Origin of the sequence: Pseudonocardia hispaniensis, assembly GCF_042658695.1 — a bacterium.
In the GTDB taxonomy this organism is placed as follows: domain Bacteria; phylum Actinomycetota; class Actinomycetes; order Mycobacteriales; family Pseudonocardiaceae; genus Pseudonocardia; species Pseudonocardia hispaniensis.
Genome location: NZ_JBHSQW010000039.1, coordinates 1 through 18,241, shown reverse-complemented (window position 1 = coordinate 18,241; position 18,241 = coordinate 1). Strand labels below are relative to the sequence as shown.

Annotated in this window: 17 protein-coding genes; 11 read left to right on the top strand and 6 right to left on the bottom strand. The window is 71.5% G+C overall.

The features are described from left to right. Window positions 1–149 precede the first annotated feature (149 nt). The 3 genes from ACFQE5_RS19115 to ACFQE5_RS19105 all read left to right on the top strand — a co-directional run bounded on the left by ACFQE5_RS19115 (window position 150) and on the right by ACFQE5_RS19105 (window position 1,558). The gene (locus tag ACFQE5_RS19115; RefSeq protein WP_379586895.1) at window positions 150–407 is read left to right on the top strand and encodes a hypothetical protein; all 258 of its coding nucleotides are present in this window, start codon (window positions 150–152) and stop codon (window positions 405–407) included. 87 nt (window positions 408–494) lie between these two features. Next, window positions 495–980, top strand: a complete 486-nt coding sequence (locus tag ACFQE5_RS19110; RefSeq protein WP_379586894.1) for an MSMEG_0572/Sll0783 family nitrogen starvation response protein — start codon at window positions 495–497, stop codon at window positions 978–980. 83 nt (window positions 981–1,063) lie between these two features. Then, window positions 1,064–1,558, top strand: a complete 495-nt coding sequence (locus ACFQE5_RS19105; protein ID WP_379586893.1) for an MSMEG_0567/Sll0786 family nitrogen starvation N-acetyltransferase — start codon at window positions 1,064–1,066, stop codon at window positions 1,556–1,558. A 4-nt stretch (window positions 1,559–1,562) separates the two neighbouring features. On the opposite strand, the gene ACFQE5_RS19100 is transcribed toward ACFQE5_RS19105, so the two are convergent. After that, the gene (locus tag ACFQE5_RS19100; RefSeq protein ID WP_379586892.1) at window positions 1,563–4,763 is read right to left on the bottom strand and encodes an ATP-binding protein; all 3,201 of its coding nucleotides are present in this window, start codon (window positions 4,761–4,763) and stop codon (window positions 1,563–1,565) included. A gap of 204 nt (window positions 4,764–4,967) precedes the next feature. Here ACFQE5_RS19100 and ACFQE5_RS19095 point away from each other — a divergent pair, with 204 nt between their 5' ends. Beyond that, entirely contained in the window at window positions 4,968–6,512 is a 1,545-nt protein-coding gene (locus ACFQE5_RS19095) for a protein FdrA (RefSeq protein WP_379586891.1), read from the top strand. After that, window positions 6,509–7,666, top strand: coding sequence for an MSMEG_0565 family glycosyltransferase (locus tag ACFQE5_RS19090; RefSeq protein ID WP_379586890.1), 1,158 nt, complete (start codon window positions 6,509–6,511; stop codon window positions 7,664–7,666). Before ACFQE5_RS19095 ends, ACFQE5_RS19090 begins: the two co-directional genes overlap by 4 nt. A gap of 49 nt (window positions 7,667–7,715) precedes the next feature. On the opposite strand, the gene ACFQE5_RS19085 is transcribed toward ACFQE5_RS19090, so the two are convergent. Genes ACFQE5_RS19085 through nthB form a run of 3 tightly spaced genes read right to left on the bottom strand, consistent with a single transcriptional unit; the run spans window position 7,716 to window position 9,333 of the window. After that, a complete protein-coding gene (locus ACFQE5_RS19085) occupies window positions 7,716–8,072 on the bottom strand; it encodes a nitrile hydratase accessory protein (RefSeq protein WP_379586889.1) in 357 nt (118 codons plus the stop codon). Continuing rightward, window positions 8,069–8,671, bottom strand: a complete 603-nt coding sequence (gene nthA / locus ACFQE5_RS19080; protein WP_379586888.1) for a nitrile hydratase subunit alpha — start codon at window positions 8,669–8,671, stop codon at window positions 8,069–8,071. The genes ACFQE5_RS19085 and nthA overlap by 4 nt, the downstream gene beginning before the upstream one ends. After that, complete coding sequence (gene nthB, locus ACFQE5_RS19075; RefSeq protein WP_379586887.1) at window positions 8,668–9,333, bottom strand: nitrile hydratase subunit beta; 666 nt, start codon at window positions 9,331–9,333, stop codon at window positions 8,668–8,670. The genes nthA and nthB overlap by 4 nt, the downstream gene beginning before the upstream one ends. 55 nt (window positions 9,334–9,388) lie before the next feature. Here nthB and ACFQE5_RS19070 point away from each other — a divergent pair, with 55 nt between their 5' ends. Beyond that, window positions 9,389–9,859 (top strand): SHOCT domain-containing protein, encoded by a 471-nt coding sequence (locus tag ACFQE5_RS19070; protein ID WP_379586885.1) that lies wholly within the window; start codon window positions 9,389–9,391, stop codon window positions 9,857–9,859. Between the two features lie 148 nt (window positions 9,860–10,007). Here the strand turns inward: ACFQE5_RS19070 and ACFQE5_RS19065 are convergent, their stop codons facing one another. Continuing rightward, complete coding sequence (locus ACFQE5_RS19065; protein WP_379586884.1) at window positions 10,008–11,408, bottom strand: LLM class flavin-dependent oxidoreductase; 1,401 nt, start codon at window positions 11,406–11,408, stop codon at window positions 10,008–10,010. 123 nt (window positions 11,409–11,531) lie between these two features. Next, window positions 11,532–13,058 carry a helix-turn-helix domain-containing protein gene (locus ACFQE5_RS19060; RefSeq protein WP_379586883.1) on the bottom strand — a complete coding sequence of 509 codons (1,527 nt, stop codon included), beginning with the start codon at window positions 13,056–13,058 and terminating at the stop codon, window positions 11,532–11,534. A 178-nt stretch (window positions 13,059–13,236) separates the two neighbouring features. Here ACFQE5_RS19060 and ACFQE5_RS19055 point away from each other — a divergent pair, with 178 nt between their 5' ends. The 5 genes from ACFQE5_RS19055 (at window position 13,237) to ACFQE5_RS19035 (ending at window position 18,141) form a co-directional block, all read left to right on the top strand. After that, the gene (locus ACFQE5_RS19055) at window positions 13,237–13,944 is read left to right on the top strand and encodes a LuxR C-terminal-related transcriptional regulator (protein ID WP_379586882.1); all 708 of its coding nucleotides are present in this window, start codon (window positions 13,237–13,239) and stop codon (window positions 13,942–13,944) included. Window positions 13,945–14,014: 70 nt separating this feature from the next. Beyond that, window positions 14,015–15,901: a diol dehydratase small subunit gene (locus ACFQE5_RS19050; protein ID WP_379586880.1), complete on the top strand. Its 1,887-nt coding sequence runs from the start codon at window positions 14,015–14,017 to the stop codon at window positions 15,899–15,901. A 223-nt stretch (window positions 15,902–16,124) separates the two neighbouring features. Then, complete coding sequence (locus tag ACFQE5_RS19045) at window positions 16,125–16,742, top strand: cupin domain-containing protein (RefSeq protein ID WP_379586878.1); 618 nt, start codon at window positions 16,125–16,127, stop codon at window positions 16,740–16,742. After that, window positions 16,735–17,697 carry an AIR synthase related protein gene (locus ACFQE5_RS19040; protein WP_379586877.1) on the top strand — a complete coding sequence of 321 codons (963 nt, stop codon included), beginning with the start codon at window positions 16,735–16,737 and terminating at the stop codon, window positions 17,695–17,697. The genes ACFQE5_RS19045 and ACFQE5_RS19040 overlap by 8 nt, the downstream gene beginning before the upstream one ends. Before the next feature lie 201 nt (window positions 17,698–17,898). Continuing rightward, on the top strand, window positions 17,899–18,141 hold the full coding sequence (locus ACFQE5_RS19035; protein ID WP_379586876.1) for an STAS domain-containing protein: 243 nt from the start codon (window positions 17,899–17,901) through the stop codon (window positions 18,139–18,141). The last annotated feature ends 100 nt before the right edge of the window (window positions 18,142–18,241 follow it).

The window sequence follows — 18,241 nt, the reverse complement described above, 5'->3', positions numbered from 1 at the left end:
GACTTCCTGGCCCAGGCGATTCGGTTCGGGATGACGCTGCACGACCTCGCGACCATGGAGAACGTGTACTCCCCGGCGATCGGTGCGCTCAACGAACCGATCGTCGTCGCCGCCCAGAACGGCCTCGCCGCTGGGCAGCAGGGGAAGTGATGGCCTTCTTTCGCTGGCTTCGCAGCAACTCGGAGCACTACCTGCTCATCGACGCCCACCGGCGGCTGGCCCAACGGGACGGCGCGCCCGCCCCACGGCCACCACGTGGTGCGAAAGAGATTTTCTGGCTGAAGGTCTTCGCGCCGGTCTACTCGCTGCTGCCGTGGCCCGTGCGGCACACGGTCATGAAGGCCATGCCGGGCAGCCATCGCCAGACGTGGGCGCCGCCGCCGCGGTTGCGCGGGCCCGCGGTGTGACCTCGACACCCCAGATCTCGGCAACCCAGATCTCGACAACCCAGATCTCGACAACCTCAACTCGAGAACAACGCAGAAGGAGTAACCGTGGCGCAGATCGTCGGTGAGCGGGCCCGGGAGGGCGATGCGATCGTCGACTTCGACGAGAAGCTGTTCGACGACATCCAGGCCGAGCCGGGCGAGAAGGCTTACATCTTCATGCACACCGTGCCCTATGAGGGTTCGGTCGGCCTGGTCAACATGCTCACCTGTACCCGGATCAACCGCAAGGGCTTCGACACCAGCCTGATTCTCTACGGGCCGGGTGTGCTGATGGCCTCGGCCACCCGCGGCTTCCCGACCGTCGGTGCCGAGGCCTTCCCCGGCCATATGGCCTACAACAACCAGCTGGGGACCTTCATGAAGGAGGGCGGCAAGGTCTACGCCTGCCGGTTCGCCATGGCCGCGCTGTACGGCATGCGCGAGACCGACCTGATCGAGGGCGTCATCCCGATGCATCCGCTCGACGTCCTGGACGCGACCCTGACCGCACGCCGCGAGGGCGCACTGGTCATGCAGACCTGGACGGTCTGAGACCACCCAGCACCCGCGCCGGGGCCCCGCAGCCGCCGGGCCCCGGCGCGCGGACATCGAACTCTTGATCCGGGATGGATGCCGTGAACACACAGGTCCGTGGGAGAACCCGAAACAGCGCGGTCTGCCGCCTGGCCGACGGCGTCGCCGATCTTGCCACCCATCACGCGATCCGCCGGTCGGTCTTCGTTCAGGAACAGGGTGTGTTCGCCGAGCACGATCACGACAGCCGCGATGAGCACCCGGCGACCCTGCATGTCATCGGCCTGGTCGACGGCGTTCCCGGTGGCGTCGTGCGCCTCTTCCCGCTCGATCCCGACAATCCGTCCGGCGATTGGCAGGGTGATCGGCTCGCCGTGCTGCCGGAGTTTCGGACCAGCGGTCTCGGTCGCCCCTTGGTCCGGTTCGCCGTCGCGACCGCCGCCCGGCTCGGCGGCCACCGCATGATCGCGCACGTGCAACTGGCGAACCGCACCTTCTTCCGACGGCTGGGCTGGGTGCCGCGCAGCGAGCCCGAGCTCTACGTGGGTATCCCGCATGTGCTGATGGACATCGACCTGGCGGCCGCGGCCGCGTGACCGGTCAGCGGGTGGGCCGCGCCGGACGGTTCAACCGTCCGGCGCTCGCGTAGGTCGACCGCAGCTCGGCCGGTAGGGCCGCGGCGATGCGCTCGATCGCGGTGCGCCGCTCGGCCGGCGCCCCGAGCTGGCCGACGAGCAGGTCGGATCCCGTCGCCGTGGCGAGTCGTCCGGCTTCCTCGAAGCGCCCGAGGGCGCGCAGTGCGAGCGCCTCGTACTTGCGTGAGGAGTACCGGCGGGCTTCGATGAGCAGCGCCTCGGCCTGGTCGCCGTCCCACCGGGACTGCATCTCGAGCAGCCGCAGCACCGCTCTCGGCCGGAACGGCAGCGGCTGGTCCAGCAGGGGAGCCGCGGAGGAGACGGCCGCCGCGGCGGTCTCCTCCCGGCCCAGCAGCAGGTCGCAGTCGGCCAGGGCGAGAACGGCATGCAGCTCCTGTTCCAGCTCCAGCGCCCCGCCGCCGCGTCGGGCCAGCTCGAGGGCCTGTTCCGCGTGGTCGCGGGCGCGCTCGAGGTGGCCGAGCTCCTGCCAGATCCACGAGGTCGTGGTTTCGATGCCGGCCCGGTAGAAGCTGACCTTCTCGGCATCGATCAGCCGCCGCGCATTGTCCAGCGCGCGCAGCGCGCCGGCGAAGTCGCCCGAGTCGCCGCGAGCCAGCGCGGTGAAGAACAACGTCTGCAGCATCGGGCGGAACTCGCCGGTGCGCCGGCACAGGACCGCGGCCCTGGCCAGCACGGTCCGCGCCTCGGCGAAGCGGTCCTGATGCTGGAGCAACGCGCCCCGGTAGGCCAGGGCGAGCGCCGCGGTGGTGTCACCGGGTTCAGCGGCCAGGACCTGGGTGTAGGCGGTTTCGGCGCGCGAGTACTCACCATCCCAGTGCCGAACCCGGCCGAGCAGCAGCATCGCGCTGGGCAGTGCGCCCGGGGCCGCCGCGGCGGACTCGGCGAGTTCGGTCGCCTGCTTGGCGAAGTCGACCGCCTGGAGCGCATCGCGTGCGTACAGCGCCGTCCAGCCGAGCTGTTCGAGCGCCCGGGCCTCGAGTTCGGAGTCGCTGCGGGCGCGGGCCAGGGCGAGCGCGTCCTCGTGGTCGGCGCGGGCGTCCTCATGTCGGCCCAGCTCGCTCTTGCTGCGGCCGCGTCGCAGCAGCAGCTCGCTGGCCTGGGCGGTGTCGCCCGAGGTCTGGGCGGCGTCGATCGCTTGGGTCAGCAGGTCGACGGCCTCGGCATTGGCGAAGGCCAGGTGCGCGGTATGTGCCGCCGCGGCGAAGCTGCGCGCCGCGCCGGACCAGTCGCCCGCCGCGGCGAGGTGGCGGGCCGCGGCCTCGGGATGTTCCTGGAGCAGGCCGGCCGCGCGCCGATGCCGGCTGATCCGGACCGGTTCGGGCGTGGCCTCGTACATGACCTGCCGCACGATGTCGTTGGGGAACCGGAAGCTGTCACCGCGGGCGAGCAGCAGACCTGCCCGCATCGCTCGGCCCGCACGGCGGGCACATTCCTCGACGTCGATCCCGCTGAGTTCGGCGACGCCGTCGAGGGTGAACGCGGCACCGAGAATCGCGCCCTGGGCGAGGAACGCGGCCGTGTCCTCCCCGGAGCGGGCGATGCGTTCCTCGACGGCCTCGTGCAACGACCAGGGAATCACCATGTCCGTGCCCGCCGGGTCGGCCGTCGTGGCGCGGGCGGGATGGCGGAGCAGTTCGGTGACGAACAGCGGGGACCCGCCGGTCCAGGCGTAGAGCTGGGCGGGGTCGTAGGGCACCCCCGCTCGGTCGACCAGGGTGGCGACATGATCGGCCGACAACGGCCCGAGATGGATCGATGCCGCGGTGAGGTCGCGCAGGGCGGCGGTCTGCGGTTCGCCGTCGGCGGTGCGTTCGATGACGATCATCATGATCCGGCTGCCCGCCCAATGGCTGGCGAGGTAGTGCAGGGCCTCGATCGTCGAGGGGCCGGCGTGCTGGGCGTCGTCGATGGTCAGCAGCACGGGCTGACGGGCGCTCAACCGGACGAAGAACCCGACGAGGGCGTCGAGCGTACGGCCGTGCTCGAGCGCGGGGCCCGCGCGTTCGTACTCCACCGGGCCGAGGACATCGGCAAGCTCGGGGACGAGCTGGGTGAGGGTGCCGAGGCGGAATCCGGCGAGCTCACGGACCTCGGCCGGTTTGGACCGCTGGATGACCGAGCGCACCGCCTTCGCGAGCGGCTGCAGGTACACCGAGCGCTCGGCCTCGAAACAGGCGACGGGTAGCGTCAACGCCCCGGTGCGCTCCGGCTCCACGGCGAACGTGTCGACCAGCGCGGTCTTGCCGATACCCGCCTCGCCGGTCACGAGCGCGAGCACCGGGGAACCGGACGCGGAATCCGCCCACAGGGCATGCAGGCGCCGGTACTCCTCGGTTCGCCCGACCAGCGACTTCGGGCCGATCGCCGGCAGGGGCGCGGCCGAGCGCGCCTCGCGGCCCGGGTCTTCGGACCGAAGCACCGCGAGGTGGACGGCCTGCGTTGCGGGCGACGGGTCGCTGCCGAGTTGCTCGGACATCGCGATCTGGAGTTGGCGATAGGACAGCAGCGCCGCGGCGGACCGCCCGGCCCGCTGGTGGCTGGACATGACGATCCGACAGGCCTGTTCGTCGAGCGGGTCGGTGCGCAGCGCGGCACCGGCGACCTCGGCGGCGACGTCCCAGTCGCCCAGCTCGAGCGCCGCCGTTCCCCAGCAGATGCGGGCCCGGCGCAGCCAGCCCGCGGTCCGCAGCCGGACCTGGTGGATCCATTGATCGTCGCGTTCCCCGGCGAGCGCGACATCCGAACCGAGCAGTTTCGCGGCATGTTCCGCGCTGGTCGAGGCGAGTGCGAAGCGACCGCGGCCGAGTTCCCGCTCGGCGATCGTGACATGTTCGATGGCGTCGCGAATGTCGACGCTCACCCCGTCGAGGACCAGGCGGTATCCCGTGACGCTGCCGTCGATGCGCTCCCGGCCCAGGGCTCGACGCAGCCGACTGACCAGGGCGGCGACGTTGCGGTCGGCGCGTTCGGGTGGGTCGCTCTCCCAGAGCGCGTCGACGAGGGAGGCGAGCGGGACGAACTCGCCGGCGCGTTCGGCGAGCACGGCGAGTACCCGCCGCGCCTTTCCCACGGGAACCGGTGCTGCGAGCTCGCCCTCCACGGTGAATGGGCCGAGCAGGCGCAACCGCAGGGGGCCCTGACTCACGCCCGGGACTGTACGGGACCCGGGGAGGTGACGACCACGCTGCCGTCCACTATAGTGTCTATGAATGTCGGATGATGGAACGCGCCCACGGTGCCGTCCCGTGCTACGCCGTCATCCGCCGTCGAGATGACCGTCGACGAGGCGCGGCGCCAGGCGGACGAACTCGAATCGTTAGTGTCGATCCCCACCTCAAGGAGCTACCAGGTGAGCCCTGCGCTGATCCACGACGTCAAGCTCTACCCGGACACCTACGTCGACTCGGTCGTCCAGCTGTCGGGCACCCGCGCCCTGCGTCAGGTCGAGGGCGTGGACTGGGCGGCGGCCGCGATGGCCACTCCCGGCAACCGTGAAACCCTTGCGGCAGAGGGTTTCGATCTCGGTGAGCTCGCCGACGCCGGTGCCAATGACCTGTTCATCGCCGTGCGGGCGAACTCGGACGAGGTCGTCGCCGCCGCGCGGGCGGCCGGTGAGGCGGCCATGTTCGCCGCCCGGGGCGACGGTGGCGCTCGGGCCGAGCAGCCCGCCCGCAGCCTGGCCGAGGCGCTGACGCGCCAGCCGGGTAGCAACGTGGCGATCATCTCGGTCCCCGGGGACTACGCCGCGCTGGAGGCGCACAAGGCGCTGTCGGCCGGGCTTGACGTGTTGCTGTTCAGCGACAACGTCCCGGTGGACGCCGAGATCGAGCTCAAGGACCGGGCCACCGCCCTCGGCAGGCTCGTCATGGGGCCGGGCGCCGGTACCGCGATGCTCGGCGGAACGGCCCTGGGCTTCGCGAATGTCGTCACCCCCGGCCGGGTGGCGGTCGTCGCGGCCGCGGGCACCGGGGCGCAGGAGGCGGCGAGCCTGGTCGACCGCTGGGGCTTCGGGGTGTCGCATGTCATCGGACTGGGCGGGCGTGACCTGTCCAGCGCCGTGGGTGGTCGGATGGCGCTCAGCGCGGTGCGCGCCCTGGTCGCCGACGACGAGACCGACGTGATTCTCCTGGTGTCCAAGCCTCCGGCGGTCGAGGTGGCGCATGAGGTGGTCGCGGCCGCGGCGGGCAAGCCGCTCGTGGCCGCGCTGATCGGGGTTCCGACGGACTTCACCGCGCCCGATGATGTCGTGGTGACACGCACACTGGAAGCCGGAGCGGTCGCCGCCGTGCGGGCGATGGGCGGCGCGGCGCCGGACCCGGCCGCGGGGCTCGCCGAGCGGGTCCGCGCCCTCGCCGACCTCCCGCCCGAGCGGCGGCTCGTCCGCGGTCTGTTCTCCGGCGGGACCCTCTGCTACGAGTCGCTGGTGATCCTGGACGACGTCCTCGGACCGGTGTACTCCAACACCCCGCTGAGCAAGGACCTCGGCCTGCCCGCCCCCGCCGATGCGCACACCTGCCTCGACCTGGGCGAGGAGGAGTACACCAAGGGCCGTCCGCATCCGATGATCGACCCGCAGGCGCGGATCGAGCTGCTGCGGGCCCAGGGCACCGACCCCGCAGTGGCGGCGATCATCCTCGATGTGGTGCTCGGTCACGGCGCACACTCGGACCCGGCGGCCGAGCTCGCCCCGGTCTGCGCCGAGGTCATGTCCGCAGGCGGCCCGCGCATCGTGGTGTACGTGCTGGGCACCGAGCAGGACCCGCAGGGCTACGCGCGTCAGCGCCGGGCCTTCGAGGAGGTCGGTTGCCTGGTCACCGAGACCGCTGCCCGGGCCTCGCTGGCCGCGGCGGCGCTCGCCTTGCGCGACCCGTCGATCGTGGAGGGCGCGCTATGACGGCCCTGGCGCTGATCGCTCATTCCACCCGGCCGCGCGGCGGGTTCGTGCACACGCTCGGCCTGGCCGAGGCGTTGCACCGCGCCGGCGTCGACGTCCATCTCGTTGCGCTCGGCGACCCGGATGCCGGGCTGTTCCGGCCGACGCAGGTGCCGCACACCGTGCTGGCCGGGCCGCCGAAGGCCGGCACGACGCTGCAGGAGCGGGTCTTCGCCGCCATCGACACCCTGGAGGCCGGGCTGCACGGGATGGTCGGACGGTTCGATGTGCTGCATGCGCAGGACTGCATCGCCGCGCGGGCCGCCGTCCGGGTGCGTAACGCGGGCGCGCCGGTGTCCGTGGTGCGCACCGTGCACCATGTCGACGACTTCACCACCCAGGCCCTGATCGACTGTCAGCGCGCCGCGATCGCCGAACCCGACCAGGTGTTCGTGGTCAGCGAGCAGTGGCGCTCGATCCTGCGCGACGAGTACGGCCGGGACGCCGCGGTCGTGCCGAACGGGGTCGATCCCGATCGGTTCCCCCCGCCGGAGTCCGCCGTCCGGGCGGCCCTGCGGGCCCGCGTCCCGGAAGGTCGGTTCCTGTTCCTCGGCGTGGGCGGGGTGGAGCCGCGCAAGGGCACGGTGCATGCGTTTCGTGCGCTGGCGCGGCTGCGCCGCGAGCTGGGCCCGGTCGCGACGCTCGCGATCGTCGGCGGGCACTCCTTCCAGGACTACACCGCCTACCGGGACGCCGCCCTCGCGTCGCTGCCCGAGCTCGGCCTGGTGCTCGGCGAGGACGTCCTGCTGCTGGGCACGGTGGACGAGGCCGAGCTGGCCGGTTGGTACCACACCGCGGACGCGCTGTGCTTCCCGTCGGTGAAGGAGGGCTGGGGGCTCGTGGTGCTGGAGGCCATGAGCACCGGGCTACCGGTGATCGCCTCGGATCTGCCGGTGTTCGGTGAGTACCTGGTCGATGGCCAGAGCGCACTGCTGCCCCGCGTCGGGGACGACGGGGAGCTGGCCGCCGCGATGCACCGGCTGATCGCCGATGCGGACCTGCGGGAGCGGCTGGTGGCCGGCGGCCACGCGGTGCTGCCGCAGTACACGTGGAAGGCCAGTGCCGCCCGGCACCTGGAACTCTACGCCGGGCTGCCCACCGGGACGCGCAGCTGACCGCGGTGTACCGGGGCTCCGGTCCCGGTACACCGCGGTCAGCGGGCGGTCAGTGCGAATGAGAATGCGCGTCCTCGTGGTCGTGCCCGGCGGGCCGGGCCGCGAGCTCGCGCGCGCGCAGATCGATCTCGTCGGCGAAGACGGTGCCGTCGGCGGCGAGCACGTCCTCGAGGGCGCCGAGCCAATGCAGGTAGTAGTCCCAGCATTCGCCCTCGGCGTGGCCGGTCTCCCAGTCGCGGATGCGGGCGATCAGCGCGGCCTGGAACTGCGGCCACGCGAACGCCCCGGACTCGTGCAGCGTCACGGCCATGCCGAAGGCGCGGCTCTGCCAGGGCTCGGCGAAGAGCAGCTCACCGTTGGAGCGCGGCGGCGCGGTCGGGCCGTCGATCGGCAGGGGGGCGGTCATCGCGCCGCCTCCGGAGCGGCCACCTTGGCAACACCGACCATGGCATCGCGGGTGACCAGCCCGACCAGCTCCTCCTCGGACAGCCCTTCGGTGCCCGCCGGGCGCTCCGGAAGCACCATCCAGCGCACCTCGCTGCTGGAGTCGCGGACGATGATCTCCACGTCGTCGTCGAGCTGAAGACCCATCTCGGCGAGCACCGCACGCGGCTCACGGACCACCCGAGCCCGGTAGGCCGGGTCCTTGTACCAGGACGGGGGCAGACCCAGCACGGGCCACGGGTAGCACGAGCACAGCGAGCACACGACGACGTTGTGGGTCTTCGCGCTGTTCTCCACGACGACGATGTGCTCACCCTGGGGCCCGGAGAACCCGAGCTCCTTGATGGCGGCGGTGCCCTCGGCGAGCAGCCGCTCCTTGTACTCGGGGTCGGTCCAGGCCTTGGCGACCACCTTGGCCCCGTTGAGCGGGCCGACCTGGGTCTCGTAGGTGGCGATGAACTTGTCCATCACCGCGGGATCCACCAGCCCCCGCTCGGTGAGCAACTGCTCGAGTGCCTCGGTGCGCAGCGAGGCGGGCAGGCGCGTCGACGGGTTGCTCATGCTTTCTCCAGGTAGCTGTCGAACATCTCGATGGTCAGGACGAACGGCTCGGCGTCGGCGCCCCAGAGATCTCGGGAGTCGAACCGCACCGAGTACACGTGCTGGGGGTTCTCGCCCAGGAAGTGGGCGTGTGTGTCGGGCAGCAGCGCGGCCGGCTGGATGACCTCCACGGTTCCGCTGTGCCCGCGGATGTACCGCGGCAACCGGGTATGCCCGGCTGACGGTGTGCTGCGGGCCCGCACCCGATCACCGACCGCGAACCGCGGCGGCTCCTGCACCGTCCGCAGCGACCCCGCGGCCGTCGGGGCGTAGTCGGGCTTGTTCGGCTCGGGGATCGAGGGCTCCGTGACCTCGTCGCCGCGCAGCCGGCGCGCCCGCGCATCGACCGCCCCCGGCGCGAGGATCGCGCTGTCGGTGAGCATCAGCTCGGCGGCGTTGAGCCAGCGTCCGTAGTAGCCGTCGTCGAGGTAGGCCGACCGATCGAGACGTTCGAGCGCGTGCCGGAACGCGTCCAGGTTCTGCCCGGATACCCGTCCCATGGTGAGCAGGGTCAGCGCGAACGCGCGAGCCTCCCACTGCTCGGCGAACACCGGCTCGTCGCGAGCCGGCGGCGCGACCGGCCCCCAGCCCTCGGTGCCGCCCATGTCGGCGATTCCGTCCATTGCTCCACCCCTCCCGTGCGGTGAGGAACCTCACGCCTAACGCATCACATAGTAGATGGATGAACACTATCGGAGAAAGACGGCCTGTGGGCCCGTCGTCGACGGGACGTTCGGCGAGTGGACCGTGTCCGAGGACCGGTCCCGCCGCGGTGGCCACCGGAGCACCCTGGGGGAACCCAGCAAGCGGCGCTCGACGCCGGGGGCTCACCCACCGGCCGGACGGCGTCAGCCGATCGACAAGGGAGTGATCGACGTGATGTGGTGGTACGGGCCTGGGATGAGCGGTTGGGGCTATGCGCTCATGACGATCAGCATGGTGCTGTTCTGGGCGCTGATCATCGTCGGGGTGGTTGCGTTGGTGCGCTACCTCGCCCGCGGCGACCGACCGGCGCCGGCCCCGCGGCCGACCGCCGAGCAGTTGCTGGCGGAGCGGTTCGCCCGCGGTGAGCTCACCGAGCAGGAGTACCGGGACCGCCTGGACACGCTGCAGGCCCAGGGGCCTGGAGGTCCCGTCCCGCGCCGGTGAGGGTGGGTGGTCACGCCGGTTCGGGTGCGCACCCGGCCGGCGCGAACGCGTCAACAGTGCACCGCGGGCAGCTCACCGGTCAGCGGGAGCCCAGCACCCGGCGTCGATCTCGGACTGTCTTCGAGTAGCGAACCAGCCGGTGCCGGACTCACGCCATCGCGGTCTTCGGAGCCGCCATGATCTCAAGATCAACAGTACTGGTCGGGAGATCAGGTGAGCCGCCGCACTCCCGGCGTAGCACCGGCATGATCTCCTCGGCGAAGTACTGCATCTGCGCCTCGATCTCCGCGCCGGAGAAGCCACCCAGCTCGAACCACGCGTTGAACATGAAGTCGTCGTAGCCGCACCGCTGCTTGATCTCCATGATCGAGTCGATGACGTACTGCCTGGAGCCGTGGATGGCGACCTTCTTCTGCCGCAGCAGCTCCGCGGTGACCTTCATGTTCAGGTCGTAGAACGGCTCGTCGGCCTCGGCCAGCACGGCCGCGAAGCCGAACGGGCCGTAGTAGTCCCACTGCAGCTCCATCGCAGCCGCCGCCCGGTCGAGATCACCGAGTCCCTTCTCGGTCACGTGGATGTAGCGGCAGGTCACCACGCCGCGGTGCTTCTCGGCGTCCCAGCCGCGCCTGAACCGCCCCCGGTTCCGCCGGTCGGGCCAGCCGGCCTGTTCGGCGGCTTCGTAGTAGAGATCGATGTTCTTGCGCAGGCGCGAGTTGGGCTCGACGATGAAGTACCCGTTGATCCCGTGCTCCGCGGCCCATCTGACCGAGCGCGGACTGGTGAGCGGCTCCCAGATCTGCGGGTAGGGCTTCTGCAGCGGTTGCGGGTAGACCGAGAACTCCCGCAGCTTGGTGGTCGTGGCTTGGACCGGGTTGCCCGCGGAGTACATGTCCGGCCCACCGAGCTTGACCACCTGCTCCAGGCTGCGGCCGACGTCGGGCTGGCTGAAGTAGGCCAGTGTCTGCTTGTGGTTCCACTTCGTGTACGACGGCGGCAGCGACATGAACTCGCCGTGGTGGGCGAACGAGTCCTGGGTCCAGGCCTTGATGATGGTCTCGTAGGCCTCCTCGTAGTAGGCCCGGTTGCGCTCCTGATCCTGGATCGTCGAGCCGTAGGCCCAGCCGAACGTCTCATTCTCCCGGGGCTGGTAGCCGCGACCGATGCCGAACTCCAACCGTCCACCACTGATCACATCCAGCATCGCAGCCTGTTCTGCGATCCGGATGGGATGCCACCAGGTGATGATGTTGGCGGCCTGAGCGAGCCGGATCCGTTTGGTCCGCGACGCGATTGCCGCCTCACTGAGCAGGGGGTTCGGGGAGAGCTCGGCACCCTCGGGCTGGAAGTGGTGCTCGGTCTGGAACCAGTAGTCGAAACCGAGCCGATCGGCGAGGATCCCCTGACGGACCTGGTTGGCGATGATTCGTTGCGCGGCGACATGGGTGGCCGGCAGGTCGCCGTCGTTGACGACCACCTGCTCGCCGTCGTAGTTCAGCCGCTTCGCCGGAAGATCTGACGCGCCGTTGTGGAAAACTCCGATCTCGATCATCTGTGGCCCTCCGTACCGGTGTGGCGGTGGCCGCGACGCGGGCGTCCCGGCCGTTGCCGGTGCGCCATCCATGATGCCGCTCACCCGAGGGGCTGGCGCGGCTGAGACCGGACCCGGCCTGCGCTACTCGGCCAGCAGCAGGGCCCTGCGCGAGACGACCGCGGGCCGCCGGGGGTCGTTGGCCGGGAGCAGCTCCACGAGCCGGTCGAAGACCTCCAGGTCCTCCGCGCCCAGCGGATGACCGGCGTAGACGTGCAGTGACTCGACGCTGCCGGAGTCGAGAACCGCCTGGCGGAGACCGGCGACGAGCTCGTCGCGCAGCCGCCGGATCTCCGGGGCGTCCGAGCGGGGCAGCAGCGAACCGCCGCAGGCCCGCAGCGCGCTCTCGACCCGGCCTGCGGCCACGGCGCGGCGCACCGCACAGAAGTCGCTGTCGACGGTGGCCTCGAGGCGGTAGGGCCTGGTCCGCAGCACCTCCGAGCCGATCAGTCCGCGCAGCCGCCGGATCTCGCCGCGCACCGTGGTCTGGTTCCCGTCGTCGCCGTACAGCAGGAACGCGAGCCGCTCCGCGGTGAGCCCGTCGGGGTGCAGGGCGAGCGCGGTGAGGATCTCCGCGGGGCGCAGCGTCAGGGGGATGGAACGGCCGTTGAGCAGCACGGTCGGGGTGCCTTCGCCCATGAACCGCAGCGACAGCGCCGGGAGCGAGCGGACACCCGTGCCCGAGGACGGCGAGCGCGCAGGACGCACCAGATACCCCTCGGCGAGCGACTCGACCATCATCTCCTGGCCGTTGGGCAGCACGATCCGGTCCGCCCCGTCGTCCACGTTGATCCGTTCCGGCCACCAGCCGTAGGGCGCACCCGCCACGATCCGGCCGGAGGGGGTCACCAGGGCGCCCGGCTCGCCCCGGAGGCTGGTCAGATGCGCCATGTTGCGCATCCGCAACCGCTCGTCGGCGATCGCGAGCTGGACTCGCAGCTGGTTCTCCGCGAGCTGCGCGGTGGCCGACACCAGCTGCACCAGGGCTGGATGCACGGTGTGCAGCGGGCCGCTGATGTCGATCGCGCCGAGGATGGTCCCGGTGTCCGGGTCGTGCACCGGGGCTGCGACGCAGGTCCAGGTGTGGTATGTCCGCACGAGATGCTCGGCGGAGTGGATCTGCACCGGCGCGTCGACGGCGAGGGTGGTGCCCATGGCGTTGGTGCCGATCGCGTCCTCGCTCCACTTCGTGCCGGGGAACAGGCCCACCCGGTCGGCGTTGACGAGCAGTCTGGCGGCGCCCTCGCGCCACAGGAGGCGGCCCTCGGCGTCGGTCACCAGCATCACGTGCATCGCCTCGTCGGCGATGCTCACCAGGGTGCTGCGCAGCAGCGGCATGACGGCGCTCAGCGGATGGGCCGCGCGGACCTCGCGCAGCTCATCGGGGGCGAAGACCACCGGCGGGGTGCGGTTCTCCGGGTCGACGTGCGCGGCGAGGCTGCGCCGCCAGGACTCCGAGATGATCGGGCGGGGTGCCGCCTGGGCGAGCTCGTCGCCGGCGAGCACCGCGTCGAACACCTTCGAGAGGTTCCGGGCATGGGCGAGGGGATCCAGCGCGGTGGGATCGGGACGGTTCCGGCGATCCGGGGGCGCAGCATCGTCCCGTGACATCACCACTCCCGAGCGTCGTCGCTGGGCATCACCGGCCCGCTTGACCAGGCATCATCGCCCACCCCGGAACAAGGGGGCAAGCAGGGTCCGACCTCTCCTACCGGACAGTGCAACGAACGGGCAACGTGGCGCTGCCTACGGTCGCTTTCGTCAGCGAACCATCCGAAGGGAGGTCGACATGTCCGTTGACGCCGTGCTGGACCAGCCTCGGGTCGGGGACATCGGACCGGAGGTCATCCGCCGGACCGCGCGCGTGATGTTGGTCGACGGCGAGGCGATCGTCCGGTACGGAATGCGCCAGCTGCTGGCGGCTGAACCCGACCTGAGCGTCGTCGGTGAGGCCGCCACGGCGCGCGACGCACTGCTGATCGCCGACCGCTGCCGCCCCGATGTGGTGGTGCTCGACGTGGACCTCGGCCGCGGGGACAGCGCCGGACTCGATGTCGCCAAGATGCTCCTCGGCCGGCACCGAGGGCTGCGCGTGCTCGTCCTGACCAGCTGCCGGGACCGCGCGGTCATGTTGCGCACCGTCCGCCTCGGCGTACACGGCTACCTGCGCAAGGGTGCCGAGACCGCAGACATCGTCCGCGCCGTGCGCGCGCTGCTGCGCGGGGAGAGCGTCTTCGACTCACGGACGACCACGATGGTGATCGACGTACTGCGTGACGAGGAGCACGGCGAGCGCCGCCGCGGCCAGTTGCTCACCGAGCGGGAGAACCAGGTCCTCAAGCTGCTCGCCGTCGGGATGAGCAACCGCGAGATCGCCCGGCGACTGCTGATCTCCGAGGCGACGGTGAAGTTCCACGTGCGCAACCTTCGCGACAAGCTGGAGGTCCGGCGGCGCACCGAGATCGTCTACACGGCGACCCGGCAGGGCATGGTCTGATCCGCGCCCTCTCCCACCTTCCGCTCGGACGCCCGGGCCGGCCGGTCATCAGGCGAGGAAGAACTTCTCGATGAGCACCTCTCCGACTCCCGGGCTGACCGCGGCCGACTATCCGTTGTCGACCAGTCGGCCGGAGCTGCTCGTCACTCCGACCGGCAGGCCGATCACCGCCCTCACCCTGGACGCGGTGGTGTCCGGGGAGGTGACGGCCGACGACCTGCGGATCACCCCGGAGACCCTGCTGTTGCAGGCCCAGCTGGCCGACGCCGGCACCCGTCCGCAGCTGGCCGCGAACCTGCGCAGGGCCGCCGAACTGACCGCGATTCCGGACGCCGAGGTCCTGACCATGTACGACGCGCTGCGCCCCTGGGCCTCGACCGCGGTGCGGCTTGCCGAGCTGGCGGACCGGCTCGAGCTCACCTGGTCGGCACCGGTGTGCGCCGCCTTCGTACGCGAGGCCACCGAGGTGTACCAGCGGCGCGACCTGCTGGCCCATCGGGACGAGCCCGGCGCGAACGACGGACCGGACGGTGACCTGACCGGCACCCAGCCCCGGGGGCCGCGGCGGACCGAGGTTCCCCGGTTCGACCCGACACCGAGCGTGCGAGTCGAGAACGGCCGGATCGTCGACCTCGACGGCAGGTCCCGGACCGACTTCGACGTCCTGGACGCCTTCATCGCCGACCACGCGATCGACGTGGTCACGACCGAGGCCTCGATGGCGCTCCCATCGGACCAGATCGCCCGGATGCTCGTCGACCCCCGGGTCTCCCGCACCGAGGTGCTCGCGGTGACCCGCGGGCTGACCCCCGCAAAGATCCTCGACATCGTGCGGCTGATGAACATCGCGGGGATCATGCAGGCCCTGCAGAAGATGCAGGCCCGCCGCAGGCCCGCCGGCCAGGCGCAGTCCACCAGCGCCAGGGACAACCCGGTCCAGGTCGCCGCCGACGCCGCGGAGGGTGCGGTGCGTGGCTGCGCCGAGCTGGAGACCACGCTGGGCGTGGTGCACTACGCGCCGCTCGTGGCGATCGCGCTGCAGGTCGGCGCCCAGGTCGGACGCGGCGGCGTGCTCACCCACTGTGCGCTGGAGGAGCCCACGGAGCTCGAGCTCGGCAGGCGGGGCCTCACCGCCTACACCGAGACGATCTGCGGATACGGCACCGAGTCGGTGTTCGTGGACGGCGACGACACTCCCTGGTCGAAGGCCTTTCTGGCCTCCGCCTATGCCTCGCGCGGGATCACGATGCGGTTCACCTCGGGCACCGGCTCCGCGGTGCAGATGGGCAACGCCGAGGGCACGTCCAGGGTGTACCTGGAGATCCGCTGCATCCTGATGGCCAAGGGTGCCGGCGTACCGGGCCTGCAGCACGGCTCGAGCAGCTGCCTCGGCGTCCCCGGCGCGGTGCCCGGCGGGATGTGGGCGGTGGCCGCGGAGAACCTGGTGGCGAGCATGGTCGACCTGGACCGTGCGCCGGGCGACGACCAGTCGTTCTCGCATTCGGCGATGCGCCGGACCATTCCGCGTGACCTGCAGATCGACGGCGGCCTTCGTCACGTCCCCGAGCAGGAGATCCGCGCGGTGCGCAACGAGGCGGCCCGCGCGCTGCAGGCGCTGTTCGCTCATCTGGACCTGCCGCCGATCACCGACGAGGAGGTGGCCGCGGCCACCGACGCGCACTCGTCCAACGACTATCCGTTCCGCGACGTGCTGGCCGACCTCACCGGCGCGCAGTCGGTGCTGGACCGTGGCATCACCGGGCTGGACCTGGTCAAGGGTCTGGAGGCGACCGGCTTCCATGATGCGGCGGTGAGCCTGCTCGCGGTGCTGCGGCACCGGGTCTCCGGCGACCTGCTGCAGGGCGAACGCTGGTCGCCGGTCGCGGGAACCCCGGCCGGACAGGTCCGTGGCGAGCACCCCGACCGAGGCGGGCTGGAGCGAGGAGCCCACCCATGAGGCCAGGCCGGGCCGGTCGAGATCGCAGTCGGGCCGAGCAACGCCGGCCGCCCTCGCGCCCGGGGCCGACGCGCCTGGCTGGCGCCGCACCGGCCGGACCGTGGCCCGTATCGTCAACGTGCTCCCGCTGTCCTGAGCCGGACCGGCAACGGTACGCGCGTATACACGATAGGGGGACGACGTTTATGATGGTGAATGTCCGTCGAGATCCCGGAGGCAGCCGATGACCGTGCCGGATTCCCGCGGCGAGCCCGTCAGGGCCGCCGGATGGGAGCCGATCGTCAGTGCGATCGGCCCGAAGGTGCGCGAGGTACGCCAGCAGCTCGGCCTGTCGTTGCAGCAGCTCGCCGCCCGTTCGGACGTGTCCGCGGCGGCGATCCACAAGGTCGAGCGCGGCGACATGGTCCCGACGATCACGACGCTGCTCAAGCTCGCGGCGGCTCTCGACCGCCCGATCGGTTTCTTCGTCGAGGATGCCGGACCGGAGAAGCCGGTCGCGGTGCATGTGCGGGCGGCGGGGCGGCCCGGGCCGCCGCCGGACTGGGTCCCCGAGGCCGAGGGGGTGGTCGCCACCGCGCTGGCGGTGCCCGACGAGCGGCTGCGCGGCGCCGCCGTGCAGGCGGACATCGCGCCGGGCGGGTCGAGTGGCGATACCCGCCCGCTGCGTGCCGGCGAGGAACTGTTGCTGGTGGTGACGGGTGCCCTGGTCGTCGAGGTGGCGGGGGAGCGATACCGGGTGCAGGCGGGCGACACCTTGCACTACCCGACCGATCGGCCGCACAGCTGGCACAACCCGGGTGCGGAACCGGTCCGCGCGATCTGGTGGATGCTGCGTGCCTGACTCGGCGGTCGAAACCCAGGTGTCGCTGGCGGAGCTCGTCGACTCCGTGCTGAACAACCCGGCGCTGCGCGCCAAGGCCGAGATCGCGCTGGTCGGCGACGTGCTCGGGCCCACCGACTGGGTTGGGGGGCCCGGTGACGACGGTGCGGTGGTCTCCGGGGGCGTCGTCGCGTGCGGGGAGGCCATGTTCCCGCCGTTCGTGCGCACCGATCCGCGTGGTGCGGGGTTCGCCGCGGTGCTCACCAACGTCAACGACCTGGCGGCGATGGGGGCCGAGCCGCTGGGCATCGTCGACACCGTCGTCGCCACCGAGCCCGTGGCTCGGGAGGTGCTTGCGGGGATGCGAACGGCCGCGGACCTGTTCGAGGTCCCGATCGTCGGCGGGCATCTGACCATCCACGACGGGGAGCCCGCGGTGTCCGCGTTCGGTGTCGGGTCGGCTCCCGTGCCGTTGTCGGTGACCAACGCCCGGCCCGGTCAGTCGCTGGTCGTCGCCGCCGCGCTGGACGGCGCGATGCGTCCGGACTTCCCGTTCTTCCCGGCGTTCGCCTCCCGCGGCCGCCGGTGCGCGGGGGATGTGCGGCTGCTGCCCGCGCTGGCCCGCGACGGGATCGTGGTCGCGGCCAAGGACATCAGCATGGCAGGTCTGGTCGGCTCGCTGGCGATGCTGCTGGAGCCCGGTGGGCTCGGCGTGACCGTCGACGTGGACGCGCTGCCCGCGCCCGCCGGGGTACCCCTGACCCGGTGGTTGAACTGTTTCCCCAGCTACGGGTTCCTGCTCGCCGTCTCGCCGGGCCGCGAGCCGGACTGCCTGGCCGCGTTCGCCGCCCGCGACCTCGACGCGGCCGTCGTGGGGACGTTGGACGACACCGGTGAGCTGGCGCTGCGCTCGGGTGCGCAGCGGGCCTCGGTCCTGCGACTCGATGAGTTCCGGGTCACCGGGCTGCCACGCTGAGCGGAGCGTGCGGAGCGACCATCGACGCTGAGCGGAGCGTGCGGAGCGACCATCGACGCTGAGCGGAGCGTGCGGAGCGACCATCGACGCTGAGCGGAGCGTGCGGAGCGACCATCGACGCTGAGCCCGCCCGCCCCGCCGATCACCGATGAGTTCCCGGGGCCGGCGACGTCCACCCCGGACATGGGGCCGATTATCGTCGTGACCGGCCCGGATCCGGAGCTGTGTGGACGGGTGCGGGCGCTGCTTGCCGCGGGCACGGTCGTCGTCCTCGACGTGCGGGCGCTGACCGAACCGGACCGCGCGAGTCTCGATGCGCTGCTGCGGCTGGCGCTCGCGGCCCGGCGGCTCGGCGGGCGGATCCGGTTGCGGAACGTCTCGGTGCGGCTGCGCGACCTGCTGACCGGCGCCGGGTTCGGCGCCGTCTTCGACCTGGAGGGCTAGAGCCTGTCCCGTGGATCATGTGACTGGGTCTCGGAGCCAGATGCGGATCGAGGCGACGTCGATGGTGCCGCGGAAGATGTAGTCGCGCTTGTCGAACCGG

Coding starts and splice junctions, on each gene's coding strand:
- ACFQE5_RS19065 (WP_379586884.1), bottom strand. CDS start 11,408: ATGATCGAGATCGGAGTTTTCCACAACGGCGCGTCAGATCTTCCGGCG.
- ACFQE5_RS19090 (WP_379586890.1), top strand. CDS start 6,509: ATGACGGCCCTGGCGCTGATCGCTCATTCCACCCGGCCGCGCGGCGGG.
- nthB (WP_379586887.1), bottom strand. CDS start 9,333: ATGGACGGAATCGCCGACATGGGCGGCACCGAGGGCTGGGGGCCGGTC.
- ACFQE5_RS19115 (WP_379586895.1), top strand. CDS start 150: ATGGCCTTCTTTCGCTGGCTTCGCAGCAACTCGGAGCACTACCTGCTC.
- ACFQE5_RS19060 (WP_379586883.1), bottom strand. CDS start 13,058: ATGTCACGGGACGATGCTGCGCCCCCGGATCGCCGGAACCGTCCCGAT.
- ACFQE5_RS19050 (WP_379586880.1), top strand. CDS start 14,015: ATGAGCACCTCTCCGACTCCCGGGCTGACCGCGGCCGACTATCCGTTG.
- ACFQE5_RS19085 (WP_379586889.1), bottom strand. CDS start 8,072: ATGACCGCCCCCCTGCCGATCGACGGCCCGACCGCGCCGCCGCGCTCC.
- ACFQE5_RS19055 (WP_379586882.1), top strand. CDS start 13,237: ATGTCCGTTGACGCCGTGCTGGACCAGCCTCGGGTCGGGGACATCGGA.
- ACFQE5_RS19045 (WP_379586878.1), top strand. CDS start 16,125: ATGACCGTGCCGGATTCCCGCGGCGAGCCCGTCAGGGCCGCCGGATGG.
- nthA (WP_379586888.1), bottom strand. CDS start 8,671: ATGAGCAACCCGTCGACGCGCCTGCCCGCCTCGCTGCGCACCGAGGCA.
- ACFQE5_RS19070 (WP_379586885.1), top strand. CDS start 9,389: ATGGATGAACACTATCGGAGAAAGACGGCCTGTGGGCCCGTCGTCGAC.